This is a genomic window from Sporosarcina sp. SG10008, from assembly GCF_044569405.1.
GTDB lineage: Bacteria > Bacillota > Bacilli > Bacillales_A > Planococcaceae > Sporosarcina > Sporosarcina psychrophila.
The window spans coordinates 1,802,919-1,816,934 of record NZ_CP172607.1; the positions used below are offsets into that span (position 1 = coordinate 1,802,919).

The following is a 14,016-nucleotide window of genomic DNA, read 5'->3' on the forward strand; positions in this document are numbered from 1 at the left end:
AGCTGCTGACGATTGTGTCGGTCATTTTTTCACTTCACGTTGAACTTCTTAATAGTTCTACTCCAGACTGATAATCCTCTTTTCCGGGGCCTGTACTATATCCTGCATGTTCTTCCCCTCCACTTGTCTCCTCACTCCCCTTTTCTCTATTTATGGGTAAATAAAAAAGAACGCCCGGATAGACGTTCTTGTTAATCGATTAATGCATACAGTTATTTGTTTTTTATATAGTCCATCCCTTGCGTTGTTATTGCTAATACTAGATTATCTGACCCTTGCCCACTGTCTATGGCATATTCCTTTTCGATTAGGTATTCAATAGCCAGTTTGCTGTTTACGTCTGCATTTATCATTGCTTTGGGTAATTTATAACTTCCTCCATTATTAGCGAAATGATAATCATAAAGACTTTGTAATAGTATATCTGATAATTTATTTCTTTCTTCATTAGTCATATGTAATCCCTCCTCTTCCTTCTACCATTCGACAAATGAGGAAGGAATCCTTTAAATAAATAATAGCCAGTGATGGACGAACGTTATAGTATTACTCGATTTCACTTAATTTCAATTCCGTAAAACTTTTTCTGATAATTTCTTCAGAATAAAAATTTATTTTCCCACATTCTGTAACCTCTTTGTATTTTACTCGGTAGCATTTATTGCTTATCCTAACAATGTCCGCATCCATCATCAATTGCGCAGTTTGAAAATCAACAATTCCTTCACTGCTCCCTCTAGCTCCCAGTCCAAATTCAGTAATAGCATAAACTTTGACAGCCCCACTCATAAAACCACTCCTCATATATCTAATACTTTAACACTCTAACACCTTAATGCTTAAATACTATAATATCCGACAAAAAAAGGAATATCAATCCTAATAAAAGGATTCAGATTGGTCATAAAAAATACACCTCTCAACCTAGGTGTTCGTTTGTTGTAGAAATAGAATCAAACCAAGATATTTTATAGAATTGATTAAAGCTGAAAATCATATCACCTTGACTATGGTGACATAGTAATTCAGGTTCCCCCTTAATGATTGCATTGAGTTCTGTCTTTTCGCTCGCAGGTCTTTTAATTTTCTACCATCATCTTCAGACACATCTTGCCCAAATACCCATAACTTTCTATTCTGAGTATCCATCGATAACAAAAATTAAAGTGAAATGAATACTTTATTTTCTTGATGTTGATAAGTTAGCGTTGGAGAAACTTCGCGTATTTAACTGAATCTCGCCGTTAATTTAAGAAAAGCTCCTAACGTTGCACACAGATTCCCTTAAAAATATAGTCTTTTATAATAATCAATAATAGCTTAGAGTTGCTATTCAAGGGATGAAGTTCTTTCCTTAAACAAATGCACAAAATTTATATTTGAGAGAGGTAGTTAAATGAAAATCGATTCACCAAGAATACCAAACGATTTACCTACAATCAATTTCCAAGATATTTTTTACCAAGAAGATCCAGAACTTGAATTATGTATAATTAATGATTCCTTTTTTGCTAATGAAGTGTTGCATAGAGTGCGATTATCTAAAATGACTTTAAAAAATTGTAAGTTTAACAATACTAATTTTAGTAATATCGACATTACTGATGTTATTTTTGATAACTGCGATTTTTCAAATGCTAACTTGAGTAGTTCTTCTATACATAGGACGGTATTTAAAAATTGTAAATTATTAGGTCTGGATTTTACAGAGTCTCGATTTGGCAATGTTGAGTTTGATAATTCTTCACTGAACTTAGCCTCATTCGGAAATTCAAAACTAGAAAAAGTTAAATTTCTAGACACATCATTAGTAAGCTCTGATTTTTATGATTGTATATTTAAAAACGTCGAATTTAGATTATGCAACATAAACAGTGCAAACTTTGAAAAGACACCACTTAAAGGAATCGATATTAGTAATTCTACTTTTGAATCACTTACAGTATCTCTAGCAGATCTTAAAGGCTGCAAAGTGAGTTCTTTCCAAGCAATTCAATTTGCTTCTCTATTAGGCTTGATAGTTACTGATTGAATTTATTCTAGTTATATAATTAACTTTGCCAACTAAACTTAGACAAAAAATGGCCATTATAAAATCCCATTCATCATAGTCGTTAGCTGACTAACAATAAGAGGAATTTTTATAATGGCACACCACTGAATATCATACAAAAACGTAAGATGTTTCTTCTATAAGATTGATGTAAGGCCCCTTTAATTGGTTTTGCATAGAAAACAATTAACAATGAATGATACTTCTCCAACCTGTAGCACATTTATTATGCACACTAGTTTCCTCTTTTCACCAAACGCACAGAATGAATGCTCTTATTCCGAACAAACAAGAGAAGACCGTCAATAGACAATCTTCTCTTGTTCAACTATTACATCCATTAGTGAAATATCATATTTATTTTAAAGTTGTTTTAAACACATAACTAGTTTTGGCATACTTCATTTTATCCTCATAAAAACGGTGTGCATCTGTACGCTGTAATCCTGAAGATAAAGAAACACTTTCATAATTATTTTCTTTTGCCCATTCATGAACATATGTAAATAGTTTTTCACCGTATCCTTTTGAACGTATAGTAGTATCTGTAACCAAGTCACAAATCCAAATAAATCTGCCACTAGAAAGTGTTATCATCGGCTTCAAACCAGTAACTGCAACAATTTCACCACCATCTAGTAAAGCGAACATTTTATATCTATCATTCTCTTGCGCAGCAATTACTATTTCAAGATAAGTATTTTCATCCAAGTGAGTTCGTAACTGCTTCATAACAGGAAATGCTTCAATAATTTCATTGCGTGATTGAAGTTCTTTAATTGTTAACGTATCCATAAGTGGAAACTCCTTTCCAATTTTTCGCCGAATTGAATCTAACATAGTTTTTCGTCTACCTTACTTATTGAAGATGAATCGGCTATTCTTAAAGATTTTATCCTTTTTCCAACTGATGCTCCAGTAAGTTGAATAAGTATTAATTTGAACAAGCCCTAATTAAAAACACAAATACTATAATCATAATGAATGAAATAATATTTATTAAACAGCTACCACTTGGTGCACCTGTGGTTGCTTGTGCCCACGTATTATTTAAAGTGCTACCTGGATTTTTCTGTTGTTCTTTTGCCTTTAATCTCTCTCTTTCTTTTTCTTCTGCAGACATATTACCACCACACCCATTACATTTTTTATATTTACTACTATCAATAATTTGTTTATCCTTTTTTGATAATTCGTTATTAGTTAATGATTCATCATTATATTTTCGACAAGGATAATTTGCAAGGTCACTTTTCATTAATACGATTAAGTTGTTTCTATCGTAACGCATTTACATCTTCCCCCACACTTGTAATTCGACTTACAGTGAGGAAGTCCTCTTTTTGGTTTGATATTACGCAACTTTTTGCTTAACGTAAAAAAGCGACCCAGCCACAATTTCAATTTGTGGACAGGTCGCTTTGGCTTTGTACTTATTTAACCTTCTTATGGATAACTAGGCAACGTTGACACAACAGTGTTCTCGGATTGTCCATATTAAAGACTGTCAATAGACAATCTCCTGTTGTTCGACTAATGCGCCTGCTAACAATACATATAGCGCAAGGCCAGAGCTGCACCATAGAGGATGAAAATGTGTGCTGAACGGGTATTGGGTCGATCTACTATGATGGGCAGAGAAGCCCTGGCTCCAACGACCACAGTGCATCACAGACTGTCGTACCCAATATTGGCAGCACTTACGGGAGATCAATCCTACTCTGGTTACTGCAACAGCCTTGCCTATATTCTAGGGTGGGTGGATGTATGGGGATGATTTTTCATTTACCTATCCATTCCATATTATCATTCTTATAGCTCAGCTTTTTTGGTTATGCGCTATTATCAATAAGCTTATTAGCTCAATCCCCTATTTTCTTTTCGGTTTTGGTTAAGAATTTTTCCAATGCTTCACTAATATCAATATCCGTGCGGTCAGCCAAATTAATCAGCCACCACATACATTCACCAAGCTTATGTTCAAGTTCAGATTCAGTTTCTCCATTTGTTGGCCAACGCCCCTGTTGAGACATTGTTAGACGACCTACCAAACCAGCATCTGTCAGGAAAGCTAACGCATCTTCTTCTACTGTCCATTCTTTTTCATGATACTGTCGCTCCAAATTATGGTAGGTTTTTCTTATTTGTATAGAACGTTCAACGGCTTCACTAAAATTCATATCTTTCATTTTGCTTCCTTTCTTTTATAGACATGTATGGTTCATCTGTTTGTATTTTGATAAGGGCATCTATCTTACTCCCATAAAATAAAAATAGCGCCAATTTCTCTTTAATAGAAATCAGCACTTCATTTATTCACTCTACGCTGCGTGACGCTTTTGGCGGTTGGCACACGTCACATTTACGTTGGTTATTATTATTAAATTTCGTAAATGTTTTTTCAAAGTTGCTACCACATGCACATTTAAATTGTAACTTTTGAGAAAAACCGAGATATTCAGTCGTTAACAACTTACTTTCCGAATTTTTCTCAACAAATTCTCTAATTTTATCGATCGTCCATCGTTTAATCATTCTCTTACACCTCCATATTTTATCCATAGGCGGAGGCTTTTTTGGGGCATCCGTTCAATTATGAGTTAAAGTCGTAATTATCCTAAGCTCCTCATTATAACATGAGCTGACACACAATCAAACAGATGGAAGGGATCTTATTTAACGAATCAGTCCCGCCAGTTGAATAAGAACAGAGCATTGTTCTTTATTCGCCCATATTTATACGAATACCACTTTATAATCAATAGATTTATGGTTGATTCTTAGATTGATCAATGCCTTTCTTGGAGCACCAATACCACCAAACAATTCAAGTATTTTATTCACTACTTTCACCTGTCACTTGGTTCTCCCATTCGTTGCTTCTTTGTACTGATCACTCACCTTTAATTGACTTTATGTCATACTCCTTAACGAGTTAAAAAGGGAGGGATATCCAATAGGGTCTTTCACTCCGATATTTATTTTCATTATTTATTTGGTTATTATCTGGTTCGTTATCAGTTTTATCAATGTCCAAAAAGAACGAATTACTATACTTAAAGAAATTCCAAACAAATTTAACGATAAAAAGACAGAGTGATTTGTCTCTTTTCCTACATTTAATGTTCGTACCGTGACTCAATTATTATTGAAACATTTGAAACTTATTGGTTTTACATACGTAAATTAGATAACTCCCCCTATAAATGTTGATGCACCAACGGTTATCACCATTTTTCAGAGTGCCAAAAAATATTTTTCAACCGTCCTAGAAACACATAATGTAATTTGTGTTAAAAATTGCAAGTATGGTAATACGCTTCGCCGAAACCAGTTCTAATAACTGGTTTTAATCCAATATGTTATGCACATTGGATCTCTGCGTTTTCTTATGTCGACGTACCCTTCCAAGTCTCTTGGCATCATGTACCCACATTCCTTCGTTCCTTCGTTCGGTCTATTCATAAGGCAGAGGCCAGCGAAGCTTATATTTAGAAAGTTGGTGTTCTACTTGTTTATATCAGAGGTAACTAACAAAGTTATAAATATTTTCCTTTTACTTGTATTGATATATGTAATTCTATTCCTCCAAAACGGAAGTATACTGATGAAAGCGTTAGCAGTCTCTATATTCTCAGTTAGGATTTTATATGACATCTACCAAATAATAAAAATCAAGAAACCAAAAGCTGATTAAACCTAATCGGCTTTTTTTTATATGCGCTTTGTTTGTACTGTGTGTTACCTTCTTAGTTCTTCAATAGGGAATCCGCGTTTTATAAAGTCTTTAAAATCTTCAAACTTAGACCTATAACAGAGTTCCAAATATATCAAATGTAAGTCCTCTCCGCTTAATTCAGTATGAAAGTATTTATTGAGTTTTTCTACCAACCTATTAGCTTGTTTCTTTTCTAAACCCTTGCCAATCTGACGACAAAGATTAAATACAACTACCATTTTCACATTCTTTTATATCCGCATAAGTGTTGCTTGCTACGTCTATAATCAACTCGTTGTACTGGTTCGAGACGTTAATTCCATAATTTTGCATAAACCGAAAAACCTCGCTGATTTTCTATATCTTTAACGACTCCTGTAAATGATTCATACCGCTTATGGGCAAATATCATAATTCCAACTTCTACGGCGAATTCTATTGATTCACCAATTCTCCCGCCAATTTCAAGAACATCTGTTCCTATTAGTTTTGGGCCTACCGCTGCAGCCTTTGATTTCGGTGGTTTTGGAAGTGCTACCATTTTCATCATTCTTTCTGTACCAGTCTCTTAATTCCGCTAGGTGTTCCCTAAACATCAGTGATATGGCCAACTCTTCAGCGCTCTGATCAATCACGTTGTAGCAACTCCCCTTATGCCTTGATTTTCTACCATTGCAAAATAAATACCAATCAATTCTTCCGTCCTGTTACGTAGCCGTATATTCAAGTAGCGTCTCTTGTCCTCATAGCCGCCATGAATAAATGCATACTCGGTGAACGCTCCATATTTTCCCATTTTAATTAACTTCATGTTTTTTCTTCGTGCATAATTATTCGTTTCTGCCAATTCAGCTCGAACGGTCTTTAACGCACTTTCAACGATATAGGTGTAAGGTCCTTTCAACTTGAATGAGCTTGTTTCAATCACTTCTCGGTCTCTCTCCAAGATACTTATAATCATCGGTAAATAAATCATATTCTCGAAATACGGTAATGCTTCTCCTGGGATTAACGGCATTAGATCACCATTCTTTCTTTATATACGATGGGAACAAGCGCCAGCACGTTATCAAGTGTAAATTTCTGATTGGGGTTACGTAGAAACACTAGGCACGGAATGATATCTCAGCGACCTGCAGTACATTGATTCTTCGTTTGCTGATTAGATTCGTCTGCAGCCATGTATATCCATATCTAGGGATTCGTCATATTCAACTGACTTAATTAACCGATTACGTACATTCGTTCCCTGTCCTGATTCATTATACCGAATAAACGTTCGTCTAGCAAGCAAATGTAAGACCGTCAATAGACGATCTCTTTTTGTTTAACTAACGCTCCCGGTTATTTCAAAAACTATTTCATTTGCATTAAGCTTGTCCACAAAAACTCTTCTCCGAAAAATCACTTGGTTGAGTAATCTTTTTCATTCTCCTGAAATTAAGGATGTCAAAGTCCTTTGCGAATACTTCTTTAAGTCTCTTTTCTGTATAACCTATACCTTTATTTAAACTACCCGCTCTATAAACTTCCCAATCAGAAGTATCTAATGCACCATCTGTATTGAAGCACACCAAACCAAAATAGCCATTTGGTTTAAGTGCTTTTTTAATTACTTCTAAATGAGGATCGCCTATTATCTCTTAACACGCAAAGAAATGTATATAGACTTAGGCTAAGATTATTTCGACAAACAAAAACAAAATCCATTGTACGGTATTCTGTTCGAAGGCTCGAAAACTTAGGGTACAACGTTACAATCACTGAACCAGAAGTCTCCTAATCCAACAAATAATCTGAGTCAGGAACTAGACGATGCACTCTTATTTATAAAATATTGAGCAGCGTCACCTTTAGTGTTGTCATTTTCGCGAAGTTTGGTGTTTAAAATTCAATTTTATCCTTTTCAGGGCTCAGTCTTTTTTTGTTATGCAGATTTATGATCTTGAGCGTTTTTTAATTTTCATGGGAGTTGAATAAGAAAAACTATTCTTTCTCAACCTTTTTTATAAAAGCATCTAATACTTTTGTATATATTTCTGGCTGTTCAGAATGTACTAGGTGCGAGGCAAAGGGAATGATAGACACGTGAACGTCCTCCTTTAATAACGGGTACAAGATAGCCCCCTTGGTTTCACCTTTATTTCCTTCACCAACCATATATAAAACTGGCGAATTAATACCATCCAAGTCTTTTGTCTCGTGAAATGGATACCAATGTTCATTTTGTCCCATATATAAGAATTGTTTCCAATCAGAACTATGTAATTTATCAAAGTAATTAACTACATCTTCATTTTGTAATAATAGAGCTTGAGATTCTACATCTTTTTTGTGCATTTCGATCCAGTTTTCTGGTTTTTCAGATAATAATCCAGAAATAGTTAAACTTTTAACTTTATGAGGGAATTTTTTAGCGAAGCATAATCCAACTAAAGCACCTAATGAACAACCAACTAGATGAGTAGATTTCACATCTAATTTATTTAGTGTTTCTTCCATATCCATTGCAGAATCTTCAAAGAAATTCGATAAATTATTTTCAATTGACTTACCGTGTCCCCTTAAATCGGGAAGAATAACTTTAAAGTTGTGTTTAAAATATTCTCTCTGATATTCAAAATCAGTTAAACTAGTTTGTAAACCAGTATGAAGAAATACAATTGGTTCCCCTACTCCAAAAACTTCAGTATGTAATAGCAAAATCATGCCTACTTTCCAAGTTTATATCGTTTAATTATGTCTACTTCGCCAGTCTTTTAATAACACCTGCTTGTTTAACTAACTTGCCAGTTAGTTAAACAAGGAATTCGATCACTGAACGAGCTTGTATAGTCCATACACACCAGGTTAACATAACGCCAGTTCACAGAAGTAGTTAACTCCATTACTCAATAAGAAACATACTAAGATCAGTAGTGCAGACCAAGGCATTGGTTAGCACTACTATTTTTTTATATAGTAGAGGTGAAGAATAGGTCGTGGCAGCTTTGGGGTCTTGAATCCGTATAAAAAACCGACCTACTTCACTCCCCTTATTTGAATCAGGTTTAAGTATGTTGGATCCATCGAGATCGTGTATAAGAAATGGGAATCGATAAGGTGAAGGTGAGGTCTTTAAAACACACAAGGAGGGTGAATATGAAACACGCCATCGCATTTGATGTCAGTATGGGAAAGAGCTATATGGTCGTTTATAACGCGCTGAAGAAGTGTGAGTTGGAGAAAGAAATCGAGCACAATCGTCCCGAGTTCATCGAACTCAAAGTTTTGATCGATGACTTAATTGACGGATATGGAGAGCATCCTCACATCGTATTTGAAGCGTCAGGTGTCTACTCAAGGCCTCTGGAACGTTTTATGATAGAGAACAAATACAGGTATTGTCTTTTAAATCCCTTGGAAGCAAAACTCCAATGCGATTCTTTGCGTATGCACAAAACGGATCGAAGTGATGCACATCAATTGGCACTCACACACTTTACGACCGAAAGACGGATTGAAACAGTGTCGGATGATGTTTACAGACAACTGAAACGAATGTCTAGGCATTACAGTGAATTGGACGATGAATTGAGCGTCGCCCGGAGCCGAATGCATAAGGTCATTCAGGAAACCTTTCCTGAGCTCGAGAAGATATTCACAACCAAATCCGAGCTATTCCTGAACGTAGTACAATTATATCCGCATCCAGATCTTGTCATAAATCAATCAAAGACGGTCATTAAAAATCGGATACTTGCCAATACAAATAAACGATTGTCCGTTAAAAAAGCGGAGGAAAAGGCAGTTGAACTACTCAAGGCAGCAAAACAATCTTACCCAGCCGCCTCTTCAACTGATGTACTGTGTGATCAAGTAAGTGTATATGCAAAACGATATCAAGAGCTCCTTCTTCAGAAGAATCAATGCATCGACAAAATGGAGTCCCTTGCCGAGGAACTTAAAGAATATGAAATTTTACGTAGTCTCCCTGCTATTGGAGCGAACACGGCCGTCCGAATCATAGCGGAAATTGGCGACATTCGTAGGTTTGACAACAACAGACAGCTAAACGCATATGCAGGTATCGATATTAGACGATACCAATTAGGGAAATTTTTAGCGAGAGATAAAATCAATAAACGTGGGAATAAGCACTTGCGTAAAATCATGTATCTAAACGTTCAGAACATGATTAAACAGCGACGATTCGGTGGAAATCATATCGTGGAGTATTACGATAAATTAAAAGCGCAACCCTACAATAAATGTCATAAGGTTGCCTCCATCGCATGCGTGAACAAGTTGTTAAAGACGATTTTCTTTCTTGTAACACATAATCAAAACTACGACTACAGGTTAGCCCCCTAGTATAGCCGTAGCATCATTTTAACATATTCAAGCCTTGTGAAAAAACGAAAAGTCATTAGGCTTATTTGGTGTGGATCAACAATCAAAATCCTCATAATGCATGAATGTTCATGAAAAAATTTCTTCAGAGGAAATGAGAAAAGTTATCTAAGATACTTGACTAATCGTAAGAAAAGCTGCCCTGTAAAGGCAGCCGATTGTTAAATTAACGCACCTTTTAATTCAATAAGCATTTTTTCTCTGTTTAACCAATTCTCTCTCGTTAAATTCATATTAATAGAGTCAATCCATTCACCTTCGAATTCTAGGTCGTTTTCATCAATGCTATATATTACAAAGCCAACCTTTTCATAAACATACTTTGCCCTTGGATTGAAGTCAAAAACACTTAAAGTTAGTTGATTCAATGTAGTGTTTTTAAATACATAATCAATTATGAGTCGAGTTGCTTCCGTTCCTAATCCTTGATTCCTTCCCCTCGGCCCAATAAGTATCCTAAAATTCATACTATGATTTTTTTCATCGTATAAATTGACCACCACCTCTCCCACTAAGAAGTCCTGGGATTGGTCAACAATAGCAAGATCCAAGCGATCGGTTTGTCCATTTCTTGTGTTGTACCAATGGAGAATTGATTCCCTATCAAAATCCGAACTGCTTCCTGTTAGTTTTAATACTTCCGAATCCTTTAAACATTCCACTATAAAAGGAAAGTCTTCATCCTTAAAGGGTCTGAGAACAACTTTCTTCCCTACTATTAGTGGTTTATCAGCTAGATATACCATTCCATTCACACTCCATTAATTCTATTTAACTTTTACCCACATTAATTATTATGTAATTTAACTAAACTGCTCCTTTACTTTAAGTACATTTCTTCACAATATATTCCTAATTTCGAAAAATACTATAAAACTGTGATCCTCAACAAAATTGGCCCGTTTATTGAAGAAACCAATTCGTCCTAACAATTATATCACTTTCTTATGAATTATCTAACTTCGTTTCAAAATTCTAATAATCTGGCCCGATTGTTAAACGCAAGTTAAACAACACTCTTCAACTAAACTGACCCGTTAGCCATACATGTTGCGCAAAATCAACGCTACATCTCAGAGGATGAAAATATGTATGCAGAACGGGTATTGGATACTATGGCTGGCGAAGAAGGTCGATGAACTATAGTGTCATAGAGCCCATCCGTTAGTCTGACTCCAACGACCACGGTGCATCACAGACTGTCGCACTCTATACGAGTAGCACTCATGGGAGATTAATCCTACTCTGGTTATTGCACCAGCCTTGCCTTTATTCTAAGAGGAATGAAGTTGGTTTTTGATTTACCTTTTAACTTCATATAATCATTCTAAAGGCTCAGCCTTTTTTCAAAAAAACTTTTTCCGAGCTTTTTTTGTTATGCTGTTTTATTGATTCTGAGCGTTTTTTAATTTTCATGGGAGTTCAAGAAAAAAAGGAGATGCTTTAGCAACTCGATGATTTTCCACTTAAGCAGCTTTTCTTTAATGTAATAACAATGAATTGAAAAGTTCTTCCAGCGAGGTTCTTCTTCATTGCATAATTAATAAATGAATGGCATATGGACAGTTGCTAAAGCCAGTAAAATAACATCGATTCCTGTAATACTAGAATAGGACAGATGCGAAGTTAATAAAAAGAATTGAATTATAAGGACTGGAAGATATAAAAGAGAAGCACGAACCCTTTATTTTGCAGATAAATACTGGACACCTTCACAATAAGCACATCTCAACTTGATTCTAAATACCTGAGTGATGGCGTCTTTCCAACTCCATTTCCGACCATAATTCTGACAAGTTGGCATTTATACAACTCCCCTCTTTTTTTAGTATCCTGCCCCGTTAGCACAATAAGAAAAGAATTACTGTTGTTACACTAAAGCATTCGTTAGCTTAAAATTTTTTTGATTTTAAGTCTATAATATCTACTAACTCATCTATGCTTCCAAAGCACTTTTCGATTTCAGTTAAATGATAAAATGTACTGGTTGTTTCAATGTTATCTACTTCTTTGTTCGGTGAGTAAAGGTAAACTTGTTTGTCATTTCCAATAGCAATACCTAGTTCAATATGGCTTCCTTTTCCAGCTGGTAATAAAACTACAACAAAATCAGCTTCTATTACAGCATTTTTCTCCTTTTGACCTATTGCCTTTAGTTTTTCCAATGTTGTTACGTTCTCATTTACAGTCCAGTCATATGTATGGATAAACCCTTTATTTTTTAACCTTTTACTAACATATCTAACCTGGTCTATATTTTTTAAGCTAGATGCAATATAAAATTTCATAATTTCTCTCCTTTTTATTATCATATATCTTACTCCCCCCTATTCAACTAGACTGCGTCGTTAGTTCAATAAGAAAAACTACCCTTACAGGCAGCCACTTGTTTAACTAAAGCATCCGTTAGCTTAAAAAGTGTAAATGGCAACAAAAAATAAAAATGCTGCTGCAAGGATAAAAGATATCGCACTTGTTTTCTTTTTTGCTTGTAGTTCTGAAATCCCCGTAACCAACATAAACACACCTAAGAACAACATCATATATGGCATAAACTCAAAGTTTTTAGTAATTAGACCATAACCTGCTAATGCTATAACAATAACTGATAAGATAACTTTTAATATTTTCAATATTTCCATCTCCCCTATTAAGTCCCTGTACAATTTCTTGTTTAATCATATTATTTCGAACTCTTTTTTTATTATAAAAATGGAATTCCTTATTGAACTAACATGCTGCGTTAGTTCAATAAAGGAAAATGAGAGGTATCATTAAACTTATTTAAAACATTCTGCTGAAAACTATTTTGACTTAGAACTGTAATACCTCCTACTGATGAAGAAAAGTATGCGTTAACAATCCTTTTAGGTTCAAATTTCATCCACCAAGCCATAATATAACCCAAAGTACCACCATGTGTGACAATCAATAAATTTCCCCCCTTTTCCATTTCATATATCCTATCCATGCAACTACAAACACGACTATAAAACTCTCTCCATGTCTCTCCATCTTTAAATTCTTGATAATCTAAATCAAATCCACTATTTTTCCTTGGTATTCTATTTTCTCTTGCCCAATCCTTTGTTTTTCCTGCTGCAACACCAGTATTTATTTCACGAAGTCCTTTATTTTTGATGACTTTTAAGTTTATCTGATTGCCAATTATTTCTGCTGTTTGTGCTGCTCTTAATAAATCAGATGAATAAAAAGCATATTCGTTATTATCTACTATTTCCTCTTTTAATTTGTCCCCTATAAGTTTTGCTTGTTTTCTCCCTAAATCTGTTAAAGGTGTATCTGTCCATCCTCCTGACATGTTATTTATATGGTGTTCTGATTGACAATGCTGTATCAAGATAATGTTGCTCATTCAGACTTCCCTCCCCTAAAAATTAATTTATTTCAAATTATCCTCACTTGTAGAATTATATCAATATTTTAATATCTTATTAAGCTAAACTGCTTCGTTAGTTCAACAAGAAAAAAAGCTAACTAAGACCTCTCGATCTTAAACTAAAGCATCCGTTAGTCTGACCCCCATGATCCCGGTGCATCACAGACTGTCGCACTCTATACGAATAGGACTCACGGGAGATTAGTCCTACTCTGGTTATTGCACCAGCCTGCCTTTATTCTATGAAGAATGGAGTTGGTTACTGACTAACTTTCAACTTAATATAATCATTTTGTAGGCTCAGTCTTTTTTGTTATGCTATTTTATTGATTTTGATAGTTCTTTAATTTTCATGTGAGTTTAAGAAGAACAGAGACACTTATTAAACAATTGCACACTATTATGGAATAACGAATATAGAAACAAGAATGCTAATTAGCTTTATTTTTCTTC

The 14,016-nt window shown here is 34.8% G+C and carries 15 protein-coding genes; 2 read left to right on the plus strand and 13 right to left on the minus strand.

The features are described from left to right. Positions 1 to 212: 212 nt before the first annotated feature. Positions 213 to 455, minus strand: a complete 243-nt coding sequence (locus ACGLYD_RS08655; protein ID WP_338656601.1) for a hypothetical protein — start codon at positions 453 to 455, stop codon at positions 213 to 215. A 91-nt stretch (positions 456 to 546) separates the two neighbouring features. Continuing rightward, positions 547 to 789, minus strand: coding sequence for a hypothetical protein (locus tag ACGLYD_RS08660; RefSeq protein WP_338656599.1), 243 nt, complete (start codon positions 787 to 789; stop codon positions 547 to 549). Positions 790 to 1,396: 607 nt separating this feature from the next. On the opposite strand from ACGLYD_RS08660, the gene ACGLYD_RS08665 reads away from it, so the two are divergent. Further along, on the plus strand, positions 1,397 to 2,032 hold the full coding sequence (locus ACGLYD_RS08665; protein WP_399632435.1) for a pentapeptide repeat-containing protein: 636 nt from the start codon (positions 1,397 to 1,399) through the stop codon (positions 2,030 to 2,032). Positions 2,033 to 2,410: 378 nt separating this feature from the next. On the opposite strand, the gene ACGLYD_RS08670 is transcribed toward ACGLYD_RS08665, so the two are convergent. The 7 genes from ACGLYD_RS08670 to ACGLYD_RS08700 form a co-directional block, all read right to left on the minus strand. Continuing rightward, positions 2,411 to 2,848: a GNAT family N-acetyltransferase gene (locus ACGLYD_RS08670; RefSeq protein WP_399632437.1), complete on the minus strand. Its 438-nt coding sequence runs from the start codon at positions 2,846 to 2,848 to the stop codon at positions 2,411 to 2,413. A gap of 139 nt (positions 2,849 to 2,987) precedes the next feature. Further along, complete coding sequence (locus ACGLYD_RS08675) at positions 2,988 to 3,344, minus strand: hypothetical protein (protein ID WP_399632440.1); 357 nt, start codon at positions 3,342 to 3,344, stop codon at positions 2,988 to 2,990. Between the two features lie 571 nt (positions 3,345 to 3,915). Beyond that, the gene (locus ACGLYD_RS08680) at positions 3,916 to 4,242 is read right to left on the minus strand and encodes a MazG-like protein (RefSeq protein ID WP_399632443.1); all 327 of its coding nucleotides are present in this window, start codon (positions 4,240 to 4,242) and stop codon (positions 3,916 to 3,918) included. Positions 4,243 to 4,369: 127 nt separating this feature from the next. After that, positions 4,370 to 4,588, minus strand: a complete 219-nt coding sequence (locus tag ACGLYD_RS08685; protein WP_067209539.1) for a hypothetical protein — start codon at positions 4,586 to 4,588, stop codon at positions 4,370 to 4,372. Positions 4,589 to 6,084: 1,496 nt separating this feature from the next. Further along, entirely contained in the window at positions 6,085 to 6,321 is a 237-nt protein-coding gene (locus tag ACGLYD_RS08690; protein ID WP_399632447.1) for a hypothetical protein, read from the minus strand. Between the two features lie 81 nt (positions 6,322 to 6,402). Continuing rightward, entirely contained in the window at positions 6,403 to 6,789 is a 387-nt protein-coding gene (locus ACGLYD_RS08695) for a hypothetical protein (RefSeq protein WP_399632450.1), read from the minus strand. Between the two features lie 968 nt (positions 6,790 to 7,757). Beyond that, positions 7,758 to 8,474 carry an alpha/beta fold hydrolase gene (locus ACGLYD_RS08700; protein ID WP_399632452.1) on the minus strand — a complete coding sequence of 239 codons (717 nt, stop codon included), beginning with the start codon at positions 8,472 to 8,474 and terminating at the stop codon, positions 7,758 to 7,760. A gap of 438 nt (positions 8,475 to 8,912) precedes the next feature. Here ACGLYD_RS08700 and ACGLYD_RS08705 point away from each other — a divergent pair, with 438 nt between their 5' ends. Next, complete coding sequence (locus ACGLYD_RS08705) at positions 8,913 to 10,124, plus strand: IS110 family transposase (RefSeq protein ID WP_399632455.1); 1,212 nt, start codon at positions 8,913 to 8,915, stop codon at positions 10,122 to 10,124. A 200-nt stretch (positions 10,125 to 10,324) separates the two neighbouring features. On the opposite strand, the gene ACGLYD_RS08710 is transcribed toward ACGLYD_RS08705, so the two are convergent. The 4 genes from ACGLYD_RS08710 to ACGLYD_RS08725 all read right to left on the minus strand — a co-directional run bounded on the left by ACGLYD_RS08710 (position 10,325) and on the right by ACGLYD_RS08725 (position 13,539). Continuing rightward, the gene (locus tag ACGLYD_RS08710; protein ID WP_399632457.1) at positions 10,325 to 10,909 is read right to left on the minus strand and encodes a GNAT family N-acetyltransferase; all 585 of its coding nucleotides are present in this window, start codon (positions 10,907 to 10,909) and stop codon (positions 10,325 to 10,327) included. Between the two features lie 1,146 nt (positions 10,910 to 12,055). After that, positions 12,056 to 12,451: a nucleoside 2-deoxyribosyltransferase gene (locus tag ACGLYD_RS08715; RefSeq protein ID WP_399632459.1), complete on the minus strand. Its 396-nt coding sequence runs from the start codon at positions 12,449 to 12,451 to the stop codon at positions 12,056 to 12,058. 123 nt (positions 12,452 to 12,574) lie between these two features. After that, on the minus strand, positions 12,575 to 12,805 hold the full coding sequence (locus ACGLYD_RS08720) for a DUF3953 domain-containing protein (protein WP_399632462.1): 231 nt from the start codon (positions 12,803 to 12,805) through the stop codon (positions 12,575 to 12,577). 101 nt (positions 12,806 to 12,906) lie between these two features. Further along, positions 12,907 to 13,539 (minus strand): histidine phosphatase family protein, encoded by a 633-nt coding sequence (locus ACGLYD_RS08725; protein ID WP_399632465.1) that lies wholly within the window; start codon positions 13,537 to 13,539, stop codon positions 12,907 to 12,909. Between the last annotated feature and the right edge of the window lie 477 nt (positions 13,540 to 14,016).

Coding starts and splice junctions, on each gene's coding strand:
- ACGLYD_RS08660 (WP_338656599.1), bottom strand. CDS start 789: ATGAGTGGGGCTGTCAAAGTTTATGCTATTACTGAATTTGGACTGGGA.
- ACGLYD_RS08715 (WP_399632459.1), bottom strand. CDS start 12,451: ATGAAATTTTATATTGCATCTAGCTTAAAAAATATAGACCAGGTTAGA.
- ACGLYD_RS08675 (WP_399632440.1), bottom strand. CDS start 3,344: ATGCGTTACGATAGAAACAACTTAATCGTATTAATGAAAAGTGACCTT.
- ACGLYD_RS08670 (WP_399632437.1), bottom strand. CDS start 2,848: ATGGATACGTTAACAATTAAAGAACTTCAATCACGCAATGAAATTATT.
- ACGLYD_RS08720 (WP_399632462.1), bottom strand. CDS start 12,805: ATGGAAATATTGAAAATATTAAAAGTTATCTTATCAGTTATTGTTATA.
- ACGLYD_RS08725 (WP_399632465.1), bottom strand. CDS start 13,539: ATGAGCAACATTATCTTGATACAGCATTGTCAATCAGAACACCATATA.
- ACGLYD_RS08655 (WP_338656601.1), bottom strand. CDS start 455: ATGACTAATGAAGAAAGAAATAAATTATCAGATATACTATTACAAAGT.
- ACGLYD_RS08695 (WP_399632450.1), bottom strand. CDS start 6,789: ATGCCGTTAATCCCAGGAGAAGCATTACCGTATTTCGAGAATATGATT.
- ACGLYD_RS08705 (WP_399632455.1), top strand. CDS start 8,913: ATGAAACACGCCATCGCATTTGATGTCAGTATGGGAAAGAGCTATATG.
- ACGLYD_RS08685 (WP_067209539.1), bottom strand. CDS start 4,588: ATGATTAAACGATGGACGATCGATAAAATTAGAGAATTTGTTGAGAAA.
- ACGLYD_RS08710 (WP_399632457.1), bottom strand. CDS start 10,909: ATGGTATATCTAGCTGATAAACCACTAATAGTAGGGAAGAAAGTTGTT.
- ACGLYD_RS08680 (WP_399632443.1), bottom strand. CDS start 4,242: ATGAAAGATATGAATTTTAGTGAAGCCGTTGAACGTTCTATACAAATA.
- ACGLYD_RS08690 (WP_399632447.1), bottom strand. CDS start 6,321: ATGATGAAAATGGTAGCACTTCCAAAACCACCGAAATCAAAGGCTGCA.
- ACGLYD_RS08665 (WP_399632435.1), top strand. CDS start 1,397: ATGAAAATCGATTCACCAAGAATACCAAACGATTTACCTACAATCAAT.